The following is a 16,708-nucleotide window of genomic DNA, read 5'->3' on the forward strand; positions in this document are numbered from 1 at the left end:
AGGGGTTTCGATGCATCCCGCCGCCAAGCTGCAATTTGCCCGCATCGCCGACGAGTTCGCGCGATGGCGCGCCATTCCCGAACCGGAACGGCCGCCGCGCCGGCGTGGTGGTGGGGACCGGCATTCGAGTTGCGCGATGCCGTCGGCCCGCTGCCGTCGAACTGGTGCCGCCAGCTCCGCCTGCCTGACGGCGCGAGCTTTGCCGACGGCACGCGCGTGCTGCGCCAGACACTGGCCGGTCAGACCACGCTGCCCTGGCCCTATGATTTCTCGCGCAAGGTCGCATCCACCGATTCCGACGTCCGCGACCTGCCGGTGCAGCCGTCAGACGACAGCGCGTTTCCGCCCTAGATCCGGTCCGGCCTCGCCGATCGCCTCGTCCTCCAGCGAAGGCTGCAACGAGGGCGACGTCGACGCCTTCAGCAGCTCGGCAAGATCGCGCGGCGGCAGCGGCCGGCTGAACAGGAAGCCCTGCATCTCGTCGCAGGCATGCGCGCGCAGGAACTCCTGCTGCTCGGAGGTCTCGACGCCCTCGGCCACGATGGTCATGCCGAGCGCCTTGCCCATGCTGATGATCGCCTGCGCGATCGCGACGTCCTCGGAATCATCGGGCAAATCGCGCACGAAGGAACGATCGATCTTGATGGTGTCGATCGGGAACTGCTTCATCAGCGACATCGACGAATAGCCGGTGCCGAAATCGTCGATCGCGAGGCGAATGCCGCGGTTCTGGATCGCGTCGAGCACGCGGACCGCCCGCGTCACGTTGCGCATCACCATGCTTTCAGTGACCTCGAGCTGCAGCAGCGCCGGCGACATGCCGCTCGCCGCCAGCGCTTCGTCGATGTCGTCGAGCAGATTAGGATCGCCGAACTGCCGCGGCGAGAGGTTGACCGCCATGGTCACCGCCTTGAGGCCGCGGTGCTGCCACGCCATGTTCTGTGCGCAGGCTTCCTTCAGCACCCAGCGGCCGATCGGCACGATCAGGCCGATTTCCTCGGCGAGCGGGATGAACTGCCCCGGCGACACCTTGCCGAGCTCGGGATGGGTCCAGCGCAGCAATGCCTCGACGCCGCTGATCTGCCCATTCGCCATGTCGACCTTGGGCTGATACTCGAGCGAGAACTGCTCGCGTTCCAGCGCGCGGCGCAGCGCGCTCTCCATCGTCAGGCGCTCGATCGACTGCGCCTTGACTTCGTTGGAGAAGAAGCGGAAGCCGTTCTTGCCGTCCTCCTTGGCAAGATACATCGCCATGTCGGCATTCTTGGTCAGCGTCTGCACGTCGGAGCCGTCGGTCGGATACATCGCAATCCCGATCGAGGCCGTGGTGTGGCACTCATGCCCGCTGATCGTCAGCGGCTGGCTGAGCGAGATCAGGAGATCCCCGGCAATGCGCTCGACGTCGCCCCGTTCGGCGGTTTCCTCCAGGATGACCACGAACTCGTCGCCACCGAGCCGCGCCACCACGTCGCTCGCGCGGAGCGAGCCGCGCAACCGCTCGGCGATCGCCACCAGCAGCATGTCGCCGGCGTCGTGGCCGAGCGAATCGTTGATGATCTTGAAGCGATCGAGATCGATGAACAGCACCGCGAGCTGCCGGCGATGGCGATCCGCCGCCGAAATCGCGTGACGCAGCATCTCGTTGAACGTCTCACGGTTCGGCAGATTGGTCAGGCTGTCGTGCGAGGCAAGGTATTCGATGCGCTCGTCGGCCTTGTGCTTCTCGTCGGCACGATCGAAGCTTTCGAGCGCGAATGCCAGATTGTCGGCGAGCCGCTGCAACAGCTCGGCGAACTCCGGCGTGAAGGTGTCCTTCTCGATCGCGACGAAGATCATGACGCCGACCACCCGGCCGCTGACGATCAGCGGAAACGAGGCGCCGGACTTTGTCCCGTCGAGGCGGGCCCGCTCATGAAAAGCGGCAGTCTCGGTATCGGCAAAATAGTCGTTGATGATGCAGGCCTTGCCCGACCGGAACGCCCTGCCGCAGGCGCCGCGCCCCTCCGGGTGCGCCTCGTTGACCGAGAGCGTCACCTGGCTCGCGCCCTCTGCTGCAGGGCCCGCGATCGCGACGATCCTGAGATAGTCGCTGCCGCCCTGCGCCATCGCGATGGTGGTCGACGTGAACTTGCCACCGGTCGCGGCCGCCTCGCTGACCAGTTGATACAATTCAGCGCGGGACTTCGCCCGCATGATCGCCTCATTGGTCGCGCTCAGCGCCGCGAACATCCGCGACAGCCGCTCCTTCTGCTCATCGGCCCGCGCCTTCTCGTCAGCGCGGTCGAAATTGGCGAGCGCAAACGACACGTTCTCGGCGAGCCGCTGCAACAGCGCCATCATCTCCGGACTGAAGGTGCCGAACTCGCTGGAGAGGAACACCAGCGCGCCGATCGCCTCGCCGTTCTTGAGCAGCGGCAGGGCCGCGCCGGACTTGCTGCCGCTGTCGCGAACGACCGGATAGACATGCGATTCAGGGCCGAAGTCGCTGAGATAATCGTTGCTGATGCAAGGCCTGCGGGTGCGGATCGCAACGCCGGTCAGCGTCTGTCCCTCCGGGCGCGTCGCATCGGCCGACAGCTGGACTTCGCGGGCGCGTACCCGGTCGGGGCCGGAAGCCGCCACGTTATCCAGGAAGACCTCGCCCGGGCGCACCAGGCGGATCGTGGCCGAGATGAACTGACCGCCGACCGCCGCGGCATCGCAGACCAGATCGAACAGCTCGCTGCGGGATTTCGCCCGCATGATCGCTTCGTTGGTCGCGCTCAGCGCCGCGAACATCCGCCTCAGCCGTTCTTTCTGCTCCTCGGTGCGCGCCTTCTCGTCGGCGCGATCGAAACTGCCGAGCGCATAGGAGACGTTGTCGGCGAGCCGTTGCAGCAGCTCGGCGAACTCGGCCGAGAAGGTGTTGCGCTTGGCGGAGATGAACAGCATCACGCCGACCGGCTCATCGTCGACGATCAACGGAAATGCCGCGCCCGACCGCGCATCCTCGCGGTCGATGACTTCGCGGAACGGACTGTTGGCGACATCGCCCATGAAATCGTTGTTGATGCAGGCGCGCCGGGAACGGAACGCCCGGCCGCAGACGCCACGCCCCTCGGGTCGCGCCTCGCTGCGCGAGACGTTGAGCCGGCGTGCATTCTCGGCGGTTGGACCTGCGACCGCCATCATCTCCATGAAATCGTCGCCGGGCTTCGCGATCAGGATGCTGGTGGAGTTGAACCCGCCGCCATGCGCCGCCGCGGCGCAGACCAGCTCGAACATCTCGAGCCGCGACCGCGCCCGCATGATCGCCTCATTGGTCGCGCTCAGCGCCGCGAACATCCGCGACAGCCGCTCGCGCTCGGCGTCGGCCCTGGCCTTCTCGGTGGCGCGGCCGAAATTGTCGAGCGCAACCGAGACGTTCTCGGCGATCCCCGCAAGCAGCGCGATGATCTCCTCGTCGCGGGCCCAGGAATTGCCGGTGAAGAAGATCAGGACGCCGATGCTCCTGCCGAATCGGGTGAGCGGCAGCGCGACGCAAGCCATCAGGCCGCTGCCACCGGCCTGCTTCTGAGAGGGGCTCGCCGATATCGGGATATCGTGCTCGACGCACGGCCGCTGGGTGCGGAACGCTTCGCCGCAGATCCCCTTGCCGTAGAGATTGTCCGGATCGGTCGAGAAGCGCGTCTGCGTGATCAGGTCGATCGCCTCGCCGGTGCCGGCGACGGGCTCCAGCCAGTGCGTGTCAGGCTCGGCCAGCAGCACCACGGTAGCGAAGGATTTTCCGCTGAACACCGCGGCATCGCACACCCGCTGATAGAGATCGTGCTCGGTCTTGGCGCGAAGGATGGCCTCGTTGGTTGCGCTGATGGCGCCGAACATGCGGTTGAGCCGGCGCATCGCCCGCTCGCCGCTCTTGCGTGACGCCTCATGGTCGAAATTGTCGAGCGCGTAGGACACGTTCGCCGCCATGCGCGCCAGCAGCGATACGATCTCCTCGCCGAGCGAGTCGACCTCGCGCCGGGTCACCATGAAGACGCCGACGCTGCGCCCGCCACAGACCAGCGGCATCGCCGCCGCCGCGCCGACGCCGGCCGCCGCGAGGCCGCTGCGCCAGGCCGCCGAACGGGCGTCGTTGACATAGTCGTTGCTGACATTGGCGCTCTGATCGCGGAACGCGCGGCCGGCGACGCCCTCCCCTTCCGGGGTGTTGGCGATCGCGGAGATCCTGATGCTGCGCAGGCGCGCGACATCGTCGCCGCAACCGGCTGCGAAAGTCAGCAGACCGGTATCCGGCTCCAGCAAAAAGACAGTCGTGGCCAGGAAGCTCCCGCTCGAGAACGCGGCTTCGCAGACCTTTCCGTACAGTTCTTCTGGTGATTTCGCGTACAGGATCGCTTCGTTGGTGGCATTCAACGCCGCGAATGTACGTCCGATGCTCGACTGCACGATTCCTGAAGGCCCCGGGGCCACCCCCTTCAATCTGGGGCGGAAGCTTGCCCGCGATAGGCCTAAGTGGTGGTTAGCGTATCCGGCAAGTTGCACGACAAAGTAAACGGCTGACGAACGCGGACGGCCGTTTTCCGGGATATTACGGACGCCGGTGTGCCAGCCTGAAGCGAGGGATTGCGGGGCCCGGATCCCGGGCCTACTAGGGCCGTCCGAGCCACCAAATTCCGCATCGCGACCGTGCCCGTTCCACTCCGTGAAAACATGGCCGCGAGCACCCTGCTGGCGGTATGGCGGACCGGATTTTCTGCCCTTGCTCGCACCTCGGCGCTTTGAGAGCATGACGCCGACAACAGCAAGCAAGACCCGCGCATCACGCGGGCCGACCGCGAGGAAAATCCCATGCCGATCGTCCAGGCCGACCGTCTCACGCGCATCGGCGCGGCGCTGCTGAAGGGCGCCGGCGCATCGGAGGAGGAGGCGAGCGCCGTCGCCTCCGGCTGCGTCAATGCCAACCTCGCCGGCCATGACTCCCACGGCGTGATCGCGATCCCGACCTATATCGACCGGATCAAGGCCGGCCACATCGTGCCCGGCGCGAAATGGACCGTCGTGCAGGAGACGCCGACCACGACCGTGATCGACGGTCATTGGGGGTTCGGCTTCCACGTCAACGCCAAGGCGATGGAGATGACCATCAACAAGGCGAAGACCGCCAATGTCGCGGCCTGCACTGTGTTCCGGCAGAGCCATGTCGGGCGCCTCGCGCATTATCCGATGATGGCGATGCGCGAGGGCATGATCGGGATCGCGGCCGCGGATTCCGGCCGCTCGCCGAAGCATGTCGCGCCGTTCGGCGGCCGCGAGGCCCGGCTCGGCACCAACCCGCTGTCGATTGCGGTGCCGTCCGATCTCGAGGCGCCGTTCTATCTCGACATGGCGACCTCGGCGGTTGCGGCGGGCAAGATCCAGCTCGCGGTGGCGCGCGGCGAGCAGATCCCGAAGGGCTGGATCATCGATGCCGAGGGGCGTGACACCACCGACCCCAGGGATTACCGCAAGGGCGGCGCGCTGCTGCCGCTCGGCGGCAGCGAAGGCTACAAGGGCTCGGGCCTTGCCGCGATGGTCGAGGTGCTGTGCGGTCTGTTGACCGGCCTCGGTTTCGGCGTCGAGCCGACCGGCCGTCACAATGACGGCTGCTTCATGGCGGTGTTCAACGTCGCCGCGTTCCGCCCGCTCAAGGATTTCAGACGCGAAGTCGCCGACTTCGCCCGCTATCTGAAATCGACGCCGCCCTCGGAAGGCAGCCGCGGCGTGTTCTATCCGGGCGAGATCGAACATCTGCGCGAAGCCGAGCGGCGCAAGAACGGCATCGAGATCGAGGATGCGACCTGGGACAAGCTGAAGGCGCTCGCCGCCGACTACAAGCTGACCGACCAGCTCGATCTTCGCTGAACCATCCGAGCACAGGAGAACGACATGACACGGCAAATGGCGCTGGTTGGCTTTTTGCAGGCGCAGAACTGCACCAACCTGCCGAGCTCCTGGCGCCACCCGGAGTCGCGCGATGACTCAATGTCCGCGGATTACTACCAGGAGATCGCGCGCATCCTGGAGCGCGGCAAGTTCCACATGGCGTTCTTCGACGATCGCCTCGCAATGCCCGACCGCTACGGCAACGATCACGCCCACACCGTCGAATACGGCATCCGCTGCGTGAAGATGGACCCGATCGTGGTGCTGACCACGATGGGCATGGTGACCACCAAGCTGGGCCTCGCCTCGACCGCGTCCACCACCTATTTCGAGCCGTTCGACGTCGCCCGCCGCTTTGCGACGCTCGACCTGATGACGAACGGCCGCGCCGCCTGGAACGTGGTGACCTCGGTCAATGACGGCGAAGCGCTCAACATGGGCCGCGAGCAGCATCTCGAGCACGATCTCCGCTACGACCGTGCCGACGAGTTCATGGAGGTGGTGCTCGGCCACTGGGACGCCTGGGAAGACGGCTCGCTGGTGATCGACAAGACAAGCGGCCGCTTCGCCGATCCGAGCAAGGTGAAGCGGCTCGACCACAAGGGACAGTTCTTTACCTCGCGCGGCCCGTTCACGGTGCCGCGCTCGGCGCAAGGCCATCCCGTTGTGATCCAGGCCGGCGCATCCGGCCGCGGCCAGCGTTTTGCCGGCCGCTGGGGCGAGGTGATCTTCACCGCGGCGCGCAACCTCGCCAATGCCAAGCAGGGCTATGACGCGATCCGGGGCGAAGCCGCCAAGGCCGGCCGCGATCCCGACCAGATGTTCCTCTGCAACCTGATCACGCCGGTCACCGGCGCGACCAAGGCCGAGGCCGAGGACCGGATGGCGGTGATCCAGAAGCTGCCGCTCGAGATCGACGCGCTGTCGCTGCTCGCCGAAGGCCTCAACTTCGATTTCGGCGCCAAGGGGATCGACGAGCCGCTCACGACAGAGGAGCTGCAGGGCATGCAAGGCATGCTCGGCATCCGCGACGGCGTGCTGCGCACCTCCGGCAAGACCAATCCGTCGACCCGCGACTTCATCACCTTCTCCGGCCGCGGCCAGGTGCAGGACGCGATGGTCGGCGGCCCGAAGGAGATCGCCGACCGGCTGGAGGAAATGTTCGTCAATCGCGGCTGCGACGGCTTCGTCGTCGCGGCGAGCTATGTGCCCGGCTCCTACGCCACTTCGTCAATCACGTGGTGCCGGAGCTGCAGAAGCGCGGGCTATTCCATAAGGACTATGCCGGCACGACGCTGCGGGAAAATCTCGGGCTGAAGCGTCCGGCTGCCGGCGCCTGGAAGACCCGCGCGCAGGCTGCTGAATAGAGGGACATCATCATGCGCTGGCTGAAATTCACCGCCGCAGGCAATACCGCAAGCACCGCTTCTTGGGGTCTCGTCGAGGGCGACATTGTCACCACCGTCAACGGCGATCCGTTCGGCGAATGGAGCAAGACCGCGAAGACCCACGCCTTGAAGGACGTCAAGATCGAGCTGCCGCTGATCCCGCGCACCTTCTACTGCGTCGGGCTGAACTATCTGAAACACCTCAAGGAAGCCGCCGATAAGGCCGGCACGGTGCCGAACGTGCCCGATCGGCCCGAGATCGGCTACCGCGCGCAGAACGCGCTGATCGCCCATGACGAGGATGTCGTGATCCCGGCATGCGCGACCGAGAAGATCCATTACGAGGGCGAGCTCGTCGTCGTGATCGGCAAGACCGCCAAGCACCTGACCGAAGCCAACGCGATGGACTGCGTGTTCGGCTGCACGATCGGCAACGACGTCTCCGAACGCAGCTGGCAGAAGGCCGACCGCGGGCTGTGGCGTGCCAAGAACGCCGACACCTTCAAGCCGATGGGGCCATGGATCGAGACCGACGTCGATCTCGACCGGATGGAGACCGCGATCCGCGTCAACGGCAAGGAGACCGGCCGCTTCCGCACCAACGAGATGATCTTCGGCATCGTGCCCTTCCTGGTCGAGCTGACCAAATACTTCACACTGTCGCCCGGCGATGTGATCTGGATGGGCACTGACGGCGCCTCGCCGGATTTGAAGGACGGCGACGTGGTGGAGATCGACATCACCGGCATCGGGACATTGCGCAACAGGTTCGTGAACGAGAAGGTGTGAGGCGGGTAGCTCGACCTCCCCGCTGTTGTCGGCACGCGTGCCTCGTCCTCGGTGTCGTCCTGGCGAAAGCCAGGACCCATAACCACGGGGTTGTGTTGTTGAAGCGCGCTGTGGCCACGGCGTCGCGCAATAATTCACATTCGTGGTAATGGGTCCCGGCCTTCGCCGGGACGACATTGAGTTTTTTTTCGAATCACTCGCCAAACAACGCGGTGTCATCACCCGCGAAAGCGGGTGATCCAGTATTCCAGAGACGTCCGTGCTTGAGCGGAGAGGCCGCGGCGTACTGGATCGCCCGATCGAGCCGGGCGATGACAGTTGAAGATGGGGATACAGCTTCGCGTTCTTGACCGCAGCGCCCTCACCGCACCGCCCCCGGCCTGCTCTTCACGTGATCGATGAAGGCGCGCAGCTTCGGCATGATTTGGCGGTGGCCGGGATAGTAGAGAAACACGCCCGGCGTCGTCGGCGCGAATGGCTCCAGCACGCGGACGAGCTTCTTCTCCCTCACGGCGCCGGTGACGAGCGGCGCGGGCACCTGCGCCAATCCGACACCTTCGATCGCCGCACCGACCAGCGTCGGGAAATCATGGCCGATGAAGGATCCCGATACGGAAAGCTCGATCGAACGGCCGTTGTCGTTCAGCGACCATGGCGCCAGCCCGCCGTTCGATCGCCGCAGCCGCAGGCAGGCGTGATCGCGCAGATCGTCCGGACGCTTCGGCCGGCCGCGGCGCGCGAGATAGTCCGGGCTGCCGACGATGGCGAAAGGAAACGGCTTGGTCAGGCGCACCGCGACCATGTCGGGGTTGATGAATTGGCCCATCCGGATGCCGGCATCGAAGCCGCCGGCGGCGAGGTCGACCAACTCCTCGCTGGCGGCGAGCTCGACTTCAATCTCGGGATAGGCCTTGCAGAATGAGGCGATCAGCGGCTCGAGCAGGATCGGCACCACCGAGCGCGGCACGGTGAGCCGCAGCAGCCCGGCCGGCTTCTGCCCGAGTTCGCGCGCGGCGCCGCTTGCGGCCACCAGTTCCTCGAACGCGGGCCTTGCGCGCGCCAGGAAGCGTTCGCCGGCTTCGGTGAGGCCGACGCTGCGGGTGGTGCGGATGAACAGCACGGCGCCGAGGCGCGCCTCGAGCGCGCGCACCGCCTGGCTGATCGCCGACGGTGTGACCGCGAGCTCGGTCGCCGCACGGCGAAAGCTGCGATGCTGGGCGACGCTGAGGAACGCCTCCACGCCGTCGAGCGCCCCCTGCCGGACTGTGAAGTTCTGCTTCATGGCCCGTCAACATTATCGCGAATAGTCGCCCACGGAAAGCCGCCCTAGATCGGAAGCGACAGCGCGACGCGCGCTGATCGACGCAACATCACGACGTCAGCCGTGAACGGAGACCTGCGACCGATGAAAACGATCCGTCACACAATCCTCGCCCTCACCCTCACTTTGACAGGCGCCACCACCATGACCGCTCCCTCCCCTGCCCAAGCCCAAGCTCAAGGACAAGCTCAAGCCATCCACACGATAACCACCGGCGTGATCGTCATCCTGACCGTCAAGGCGGACGTCACCCGCGAACAGGTGATGGCCGTGATGCCGGATGAAATCCGCCAGACCGTGCAGCTCTATCTCAATGGCAAGGTGCGCGAATGGTATTCGCGGGCCGACGGGCGCGGCGTCGTCTTTTTGCTCGACGCGAAGGACACCGCCGAGGCGCACACGATCATGGAAGGCCTGCCGCTGTCCAAGCTTGACATCATGGACCACGACTACATCGCGGTCGGCCCGCTGCTGCCGCTCCGCCTGCTGGTCGGCAAGTCCTGAGCGCAAGCCGAGGCCGAACCCGATCGACGGGTTCGGCCTTGCGACCACATCGACAACAGAGGATGCCGGCCGTGCCAATCAGTCTCAACATTCCATTCCTGCTCAGCGTCGCCGGAGCATTTCTGACGAGTGCCGTGGTGGCCGCCACCTATGTCTGGCCGGCGCTCCGCGCGCTGCCGCGCCATGAGGCGCTCCGGCTTCTCGCCGCTTTCCATGCCTTCCGGTTTCTCGGGATGAACTTCCTGGTCACAGGCTTCGTGTCGCCGCAGGTGAACCCGGTGTTTGCCGGCGCGGTCGGCTGGGGCGATCTGACCGCCGCTGTTCTCGCGCTGCTCGCGATGGCGGCGCTGTCGTGGCGCTGGCCGATCGCCCTTCCGATCGTCTGGCTGTTCAACATCTGGGGCACGCTGGATCTTCTCAACGCTTATTACATGGGCGCGACGAAGAACGCGGATCCCGGCCTGTTCGGCGCCGGCATCTACATTCCGGCGCTGTATGTGCCGTTGCTGCTGGTGAGCCACGTGATGATATTCATGCTGCTGATGCGGGCCAAGAAGGCAGAAGTCGCAGAAGCGTAGGATGGGTAGAGCGAAGCGAAACCCATCAAGTCGAACCCGCGGCACGATGATGGGTATCGCTGCGCTCCACCCATCCTACAGGCCACTTCGACCCGTCATCCTGAGGTGCGAGCGGAGCGAGCCTCGAAGGATGCACGGCCCGGCTGGTGGCCGTTCGCCCTTCGAGACGGCCGCTTCGCGGCCTCCTCAGGGTGACGGGACTCGGAGTGCAGCACGCGGCTCCATCACCGCCATGATGTCGCGTGCGATCAAAACGGTAGCGCCACGCCGGTCTTGATTTCTTTCAGGATCACATTGGTGCGGACGTGGCGGATGCCGGGGATGCGGAACATGAACTCGTCGAGGAATTTGTTGTAGGCGTCCATGTCGCGCACCACGACGCGCAGATGGTAGTCGGCATCGCCTGTGGTCGCGAAGCATTCCAGCACCTCGCGACGCTGCATCACCCGCGCGACGAACTCGTCGACGAACTTCACGTCGTGCCGCTCCAGCGAGACGTGCAGGATCGCCGAGGTCGCAAAGCCCGCGCGCTCGCGCGCCACCAGCGCCGAATAGCCTGAAATAACGCCGGACTCTTCCAGCGCGCGGACCCGGCGCCAGCACGCCGAGGTCGACATCCCGACAGTGTCGGCAAGTTGCTGGTTGGTGGCGCGGCCGTCCTTTTGCAGTTCGGCGAGAATTCGCTCGTCTTGCTCTTCGACCATGTCGGCGCCTCCGGTTTGGTAGATCTTACCACATTTTGCCAATTTCGGCAATTTTCTACCGAATCCAGGGCGCAGGGAGAATACATAGGTAAGACCTACCAGGCCCACAGGCATAGCCTTGTCCAATCAGACATTTCGATTCCCGGAAAGGTCACTCATGGGCCAGATGCCGCTGCTCGACGCCTACCAGCTGTCCGAGCGCTACAGCAGGGAGCGCGGCCGCGTCTTCCTCACCGGCACGCAGGCGATCGTGCGCATCGCGCTCGACCAGATCAGGCGCGACCGTGCGAGCGGACTCAACACCGCGGGCTTCATCTCAGGCTATCGCGGCTCGCCGCTCGGCGGCGTCGATCTCGAACTGTGGAAGATCGGCGCGCTGCTGAAAGACAGCCGCATCGAATTCCTGCCCGCCGTCAATGAGGACCTCGCCGCGACCGCCGTGCTCGGCTCGCAGCAGGTCGAGACGCAGAGGGACCGCGAGGTCGATGGCGTGTTCGGGCTGTGGTACGGCAAGGGCCCCGGCGTCGATCGCTCCGGCGATGCGCTGAAGCACGGCAACGCCTACGGCTCCTCGCCGTATGGCGGCGTGCTGGTCGTCGCCGGCGACGATCATGGCTGCGTGTCGTCCTCGATGCCGCACCAGTCCGATGTTGCGTTCATGAGCTGGTTCATGCCGACGCTGCATCCGGCCGATGTCGGCGAATATCTGGCGTTCGGCGAATACGGCTACGCGCTGAGCCGGTTCTCCGGCATGTGGGTCGGCTTCAAGGCGATCTCGGAGATCGTCGAGTCCGGCGCCTCGGTCGAGCTGCCCGCACCGCGCCGTTTCATACAGCCGGATTTCGTGCCGCCGCCGGGCGGCCTGCACTATCGCTGGCCGGATCTGCCGGGCCCGCAGATCGAGGAACGGCTGGAGGCGAAGAAGCACGCGGTCTACGCGTTTGCAAAAGCCAATCCGATCGACCGCCGCATCTACGGCATCAAGGACGCGACCTACGGCATCGTCACCACCGGCAAGGCGCATCTCGATCTGATGGAGGCGCTGCGGCTGGTCGGGCTAGATGAGGCCGCATGCCGCCGCTTCGGCATCGACATCTACAAGGTCGGCATGGTGTGGCCGCTGGCCCTGCACGACGCGATGGAGTTCGTGACCGGCAAGCGCGAGATCCTGGTGGTCGAGGAGAAGCGCGGCATCATCGAGAGCCAGTTCAAGGAATATTTCTACGACTATCCCGGCGCCAAGCCGGAGCGGATGGTCGGCAAGCATGATGAAACCGGCGCACGGCTGATCTCCTGGACCGGCGAATTGTCGCCGCGGATGCTCGCCGACGTGCTGGCGCGGCGGCTCGATCCGATGTTTCCGGAGTTGCAGCTCGCCCGCCGCGTCGCGGCGCTGGTGCCGGAGCAGGACCGCATGATCGCGGTGCCGGGCGCGGCGCGCACGCCGTATTTCTGCTCGGGCTGCCCGCACAACACCTCGACGAAGGTGCCCGAGGGCTCCAAGGCGCTGGCCGGGATCGGCTGTCATTTCATGGCGAGCTGGATGGACCGCGAGACCTCGTCTCTGATCCAGATGGGCGGCGAGGGCGTCAACTGGGCGGCGTCGTCGAAATTCACCGGCAACAGTCACGTGTTTCAGAATCTCGGCGAAGGCACCTATTATCACTCCGGCTCGATGGCGATCCGGCAGGCGATCGCGGCGAAGGCCAACATCACCTACAAGATCCTGTTCAATGACGCGGTGGCGATGACCGGCGGCCAGCCGGTCGACGGCCCGGTCAGCGTGCACGCGATCGCCCATAGCGTGCGCGCCGAAGGCGTGTCGCGGATCGCACTGGTGTCGGATGTGTCAGCGCATTTCTCGCCGGCCGACCTGCCGGTGGGCGTCACCATCCACGCGCGCGAGGAGATGGACGCCGTTCAGCGCGAGCTGCGCCAAATTCCCGGCGTCACCGTGCTGATCTATCAGCAGACCTGCGCCACCGAAAAGCGGCGGCGGCGCAAGCGCGGCACGATCAAGGATCCCGCGCGCTTTGCCTACATCAACGACCTCGTCTGCGAGGGCTGCGGCGACTGCTCGGTGGAATCCAATTGCCTCAGCGTCGAGCCGAAGGAGACGCCGTTCGGCCGCAAGCGCAAGATCAACCTCTCGACCTGCAACAAGGATTTTTCCTGCCTCAACGGCTTCTGCCCGAGCTTTGTCACCATCGAGGGCGGCAAGCGGCGGGCCAAGAGCGCAAGCGCGATCGATCCGCTGGCGCGCGCCGCCGCACTGCCGGCGCCGGAGTTCGCGACACTCGACAAGCCTTATGATCTCCTCGTCACCGGTGTCGGCGGCACCGGCGTCATCACGGTCGGCGCACTGATCGCGATGGCGGCGCATCTCGAGGGCCGCGGCGTGTCGGTGCTCGACTTCACCGGTTTCGCGCAGAAATTCGGCCCGGTGCTGAGCTATCTGCGGCTCGCGGCTACACCCGACGCGCTGCATCAGGTGCGGATCGACCAGGGCGCAGCCGACGCGCTGATCGGCTGCGACCTCGTGGTGAGCTCGTCCGCTAAAGCCTCCGGCACCTACCGCAACGGCATGCGCGCAGCGGTCAACATCGCCGAGATGCCGACCGGCGACGTGGTGCGCTTCCGCGATGCCGACCTTGCCTCGCCCGTTCGCCTGCGCGCCATCGAGCGGGTGATCGGGCCGGGCAACCTCACCACCATCGACGCCAACGCGCTGGCCGAGCGGCTGCTCGGCGACAGCGTCTACGCCAATATCATGATGCTCGGCTTTGCCTGGCAGCAGGGCCTGGTGCCGGTGTCGCTGGACGCACTGACCCGCGCGATCGAACTGAACGGCGTCGCCATCGAGCGCAACAAGCAGGCGCTGGCCTGGGGCCGGCTCGCCTTTGCCGATCCGGACTTCCTGCCGAAGGCCGAGCACGCTGTCGTCAGCACGCCTGAGACACTGGAGCAGATGATCGCGCGCCGCGCCGACTTCCTCACCGGCTATCAGAACGCGGCCTATGCCGCGCGCTATCGCGCCACGGTCGAGCGCGTCCGCCGCGCCGAGGCCGCGCTCAGCAGTAACCGCGAAGACGGTGCGCCCCCTCTCCCGCTTGCGGGGGAGGCTTGGGGTGGGGGTCTCACCGCGAGTCGCACTGCGGAGAGAGCCCCCACCCGCAACGCATCTGGCGATGCGTTACGGCCTCCCCCGCAAGCGGGAGAGGCGGGAGCAAGTGGCTCTGCCGTCGCGAACGATCGGAATCACCCACTCACCGACGCCGTGGCCCGGTCGCTGTTCAAGCTGATGGCCTACAAGGACGAATACGAGGTGGCGCGGCTGCATATGCAGGCGGGTTTCCTCGACGAGCTCAAGCGCACATTCGATGGCGACTTCACGGTGCAGTATCATCTCGCCCCGCCCTTCCTCCCGGCGCGGCTGGATGCGCGGGGCCGGCCGAGGAAGCGCGCGTTCGGGCAATGGATCCAGGCGCCGCTGCGGCTGCTCGCGCGGCTGAAGGGACTGCGCGGCACGCCGTTCGACGTATTCGGCTACACCGCGGAGCGCCGCGCCGAGCGGGAGCTGATCACGTGGTACGAGGCGCTGATCGATATGATCATCGGCAAGCTCGATGCCGCCCGCCTGCCCGATCTCACAACGATTGCAAAGGTGCCGATGGAGATCCGCGGCTACGGGCCGGTCAAGGACGCCGCGATCGACAAGACCAAGGCGGAGGTGGCGCGGCTCGTCGCGCTTCTCACCTCCGCCCCGTCGGATACGGACGACGGCTCAGGCCGCCGCGCCGCGCTTGGCGGGTGAGATCAGGCCGACCACGACGGTCGCCAGCACCGCCACCACGACGTTGAGCAAGAGCGCACCGAGCCCGACATAGAATGTGTAGCTGGCATCGCCGAGCGAGATACTGGCGAGCGGCTTCAGCCCGTTGCTCCATGCCGTGTAGGTGCCCCAGCCGATGCCGACGGCCCAGCCGAGCAGCAGGCCCTCGGCGCGGAACCAGACGGTGAACAGGCCGAACACCAGCGCCGGCAGCGTCTGCACGATCCAGAGGCCGCCGAGCAGTTGCAGGTCGAGCGCATATTGCGTCGGCAGGAACAGAATGAAGGCGAGCGCGCCGACCTTCACCACCAGCGAGGTGATCTTCGCCACCGAGGCCTCACCGGCATGCGAGACGTCCGGATTGACGTAGGACTTCCAGACATTGCGGGTGAACAGATTGGCGGCGCCGATGCTCATCACCGCGGCCGGCACCAGCGCACCGATCGCGATCGCCGCGAACGCGAAGCCCGCGAACCATTCCGGGAACAGGGTCTTGAACAGCATCGGCACCACGTCGTTCGGCGACGTCACCTTGATGTTCGCGGCATAGGCCATGTAGCCGAGCAGCGCGATCAGGCCGAGCAAGAGCGTATAGGCCGGCAGCAGGATCGCATTCTTGCGGATGGTATCCGCCGACTTCGAGGCGAAGATGCCGGTCAGCGTGTGTGGATACATGAACGCCGCAAGCGCCGAGCCGAGCGCCAGCGTCGCATACGGCAGATACTGCCCGGGCTTCAGCGTCAGCCCGGTGGCGCCGCCCTTCGCGGTAAAGGCGTCGTTGGCGGCCGAGAACACCGCGCCATAGCCGCCGAGCTTCGAGGGCACCACGACCACCGCCGTCAGCACCACGATGTAGATCATGATGTCCTTGACGAAGGCGATCAGCGCCGGCGCGCGCAGGCCGGAGCTATAGGTATAGAGCGCAAGGATCACGAAGGCGGCGATGATCGGCAGCTCGCCGGTCAGGCCCATCGCCTTGATCACGACCTCCATGCCGATCAGCTGGAGCGCGATGTAGGGCATGGTCGCGACCAGGCCGGTCAGCGCCACTGCGAGCTCGAGCGCGCGCGAGCCATAGGCGCCGTGGACGACATCCGCGGCGGTGACGTAGCCGTTGGCATGCGCCTTCTTCCACAGCACCGGCATCACGGCGAATACGAAGGGATAGACGATGATGGTGTAGGGCAGCGCGAAGAAGCCGTAGGCGCCGACTGCATAGACCAGCGCCGGCACTGCGATCACGGTGTAGGCGGTGTAGAAATCGCCGCCGACCAGGAACCAGGTGATCCAGGTGCCGAACTGGCGGCCGCCAAGACCCCATTCGTCGAGATGCTCGCTGACCGGGCCGGATTTCCAGCGCGCGGCGAAGAAGCCCATCACGGTGACGAGAGCGAAGAAGAAGACGAAAACGGAGAGCGCCACCCAGGCGATGTGATCGGTCATGGCTGCCCCCTCACCGCTGCTCGTCGGCATCGGGCCGCTGGCTGCGATAGACCAGCCAGATCAGCAGCGAGGAGATCGGCACCCAGGCGAGCTGGTACCAGTAGAAGAAGGGAAAGCCGAACAGCGACGGCTCGACGAAATTATAGAACGGCACCCATAGCAAGCCGATGAACGGCAGCAGCAACAGAATCCACATGGTCCTCTCCCAGCCCGGGGCGTGATCCAAACCGGCAGGGTTGCCG

General features: G+C 65.8%; 11 protein-coding genes and 1 pseudogene. 7 read left to right on the forward strand and 5 right to left on the reverse strand.

Features of this window, described 5'->3' with window-relative positions; genetic code table 11:
• The first annotated feature begins 63 nt into the window (after window positions 1-63).
• Window positions 64-351 carry a hypothetical protein gene (locus tag AKN84_RS22745; RefSeq protein WP_244485404.1) on the forward strand — a complete coding sequence of 96 codons (288 nt, stop codon included), beginning with the start codon at window positions 64-66 and terminating at the stop codon, window positions 349-351.
• On the opposite strand, the gene AKN84_RS22750 is transcribed toward AKN84_RS22745, so the two are convergent.
• Complete coding sequence (locus AKN84_RS22750; RefSeq protein WP_050422838.1) at window positions 325-4,431, reverse strand: bifunctional diguanylate cyclase/phosphodiesterase; 4,107 nt, start codon at window positions 4,429-4,431, stop codon at window positions 325-327. The genes AKN84_RS22745 and AKN84_RS22750 overlap by 27 nt on opposite strands.
• A gap of 402 nt (window positions 4,432-4,833) precedes the next feature.
• Between AKN84_RS22750 and AKN84_RS22755 the strand changes: the two genes are divergently transcribed.
• From AKN84_RS22755 to AKN84_RS22765, 3 genes and pseudogenes are all read left to right on the forward strand, one after another.
• A complete protein-coding gene (locus tag AKN84_RS22755; RefSeq protein WP_050422839.1) occupies window positions 4,834-5,886 on the forward strand; it encodes an Ldh family oxidoreductase in 1,053 nt (350 codons plus the stop codon).
• Window positions 5,887-5,910: 24 nt separating this feature from the next.
• Window positions 5,911-7,274 (forward strand): annotated as a pseudogene (locus AKN84_RS22760) (LLM class flavin-dependent oxidoreductase).
• 12 nt (window positions 7,275-7,286) lie between these two features.
• Window positions 7,287-8,084 carry a fumarylacetoacetate hydrolase family protein gene (locus AKN84_RS22765; protein ID WP_050422840.1) on the forward strand — a complete coding sequence of 266 codons (798 nt, stop codon included), beginning with the start codon at window positions 7,287-7,289 and terminating at the stop codon, window positions 8,082-8,084.
• A gap of 361 nt (window positions 8,085-8,445) precedes the next feature.
• Here the strand turns inward: AKN84_RS22765 and AKN84_RS22770 are convergent, their stop codons facing one another.
• A complete protein-coding gene (locus tag AKN84_RS22770) occupies window positions 8,446-9,366 on the reverse strand; it encodes a LysR family transcriptional regulator (RefSeq protein WP_050422841.1) in 921 nt (306 codons plus the stop codon).
• A gap of 123 nt (window positions 9,367-9,489) precedes the next feature.
• On the opposite strand from AKN84_RS22770, the gene AKN84_RS22775 reads away from it, so the two are divergent.
• The gene (locus AKN84_RS22775; RefSeq protein ID WP_193399676.1) at window positions 9,490-9,909 is read left to right on the forward strand and encodes a muconolactone Delta-isomerase family protein; all 420 of its coding nucleotides are present in this window, start codon (window positions 9,490-9,492) and stop codon (window positions 9,907-9,909) included.
• A 62-nt stretch (window positions 9,910-9,971) separates the two neighbouring features.
• Window positions 9,972-10,487: a hypothetical protein gene (locus AKN84_RS22780; protein ID WP_244485409.1), complete on the forward strand. Its 516-nt coding sequence runs from the start codon at window positions 9,972-9,974 to the stop codon at window positions 10,485-10,487.
• Window positions 10,488-10,735: 248 nt separating this feature from the next.
• Here AKN84_RS22780 and AKN84_RS22785 read toward each other — a convergent pair whose 3' ends face one another.
• Window positions 10,736-11,191 (reverse strand): Lrp/AsnC family transcriptional regulator, encoded by a 456-nt coding sequence (locus tag AKN84_RS22785; protein ID WP_050422842.1) that lies wholly within the window; start codon window positions 11,189-11,191, stop codon window positions 10,736-10,738.
• A gap of 157 nt (window positions 11,192-11,348) precedes the next feature.
• Here AKN84_RS22785 and AKN84_RS22790 point away from each other — a divergent pair, with 157 nt between their 5' ends.
• Window positions 11,349-15,005: an indolepyruvate ferredoxin oxidoreductase family protein gene (locus AKN84_RS22790; RefSeq protein ID WP_050422843.1), complete on the forward strand. Its 3,657-nt coding sequence runs from the start codon at window positions 11,349-11,351 to the stop codon at window positions 15,003-15,005.
• Here the strand turns inward: AKN84_RS22790 and mctP are convergent.
• Both mctP and AKN84_RS22800 read right to left on the reverse strand, forming a co-directional pair.
• A complete protein-coding gene (gene mctP, locus AKN84_RS22795; RefSeq protein ID WP_050422844.1) occupies window positions 14,976-16,466 on the reverse strand; it encodes a monocarboxylate uptake permease MctP in 1,491 nt (496 codons plus the stop codon). The genes AKN84_RS22790 and mctP overlap by 30 nt on opposite strands.
• A gap of 10 nt (window positions 16,467-16,476) precedes the next feature.
• Window positions 16,477-16,662, reverse strand: a complete 186-nt coding sequence (locus AKN84_RS22800; protein ID WP_050422845.1) for a DUF3311 domain-containing protein — start codon at window positions 16,660-16,662, stop codon at window positions 16,477-16,479.
• Window positions 16,663-16,708 lie beyond the last annotated feature (46 nt).

This window comes from Bradyrhizobium tropiciagri, assembly GCF_001189845.1.
Classification (GTDB): Bacteria; Pseudomonadota; Alphaproteobacteria; order Rhizobiales; family Xanthobacteraceae; genus Bradyrhizobium; species Bradyrhizobium tropiciagri.

What these genes read in the sequence shown, in the direction of transcription:
- AKN84_RS22770 (WP_050422841.1), bottom strand. Translation starts at nt 9,366, where the DNA reads ATGAAGCAGAACTTCACAGTCCGGCAGGGGGCGCTCGACGGCGTGGAG.
- AKN84_RS22790 (WP_050422843.1), top strand. Translation starts at nt 11,349, where the DNA reads ATGGGCCAGATGCCGCTGCTCGACGCCTACCAGCTGTCCGAGCGCTAC.
- AKN84_RS22765 (WP_050422840.1), top strand. Translation starts at nt 7,287, where the DNA reads ATGCGCTGGCTGAAATTCACCGCCGCAGGCAATACCGCAAGCACCGCT.
- AKN84_RS22800 (WP_050422845.1), bottom strand. Translation starts at nt 16,662, where the DNA reads ATGTGGATTCTGTTGCTGCTGCCGTTCATCGGCTTGCTATGGGTGCCG.
- AKN84_RS22745 (WP_244485404.1), top strand. Translation starts at nt 64, where the DNA reads ATGGCGCGCCATTCCCGAACCGGAACGGCCGCCGCGCCGGCGTGGTGG.
- AKN84_RS22775 (WP_193399676.1), top strand. Translation starts at nt 9,490, where the DNA reads ATGAAAACGATCCGTCACACAATCCTCGCCCTCACCCTCACTTTGACA.
- mctP (WP_050422844.1), bottom strand. Translation starts at nt 16,466, where the DNA reads ATGACCGATCACATCGCCTGGGTGGCGCTCTCCGTTTTCGTCTTCTTC.
- AKN84_RS22785 (WP_050422842.1), bottom strand. Translation starts at nt 11,191, where the DNA reads ATGGTCGAAGAGCAAGACGAGCGAATTCTCGCCGAACTGCAAAAGGAC.
- AKN84_RS22780 (WP_244485409.1), top strand. Translation starts at nt 9,972, where the DNA reads ATGCCGGCCGTGCCAATCAGTCTCAACATTCCATTCCTGCTCAGCGTC.
- AKN84_RS22755 (WP_050422839.1), top strand. Translation starts at nt 4,834, where the DNA reads ATGCCGATCGTCCAGGCCGACCGTCTCACGCGCATCGGCGCGGCGCTG.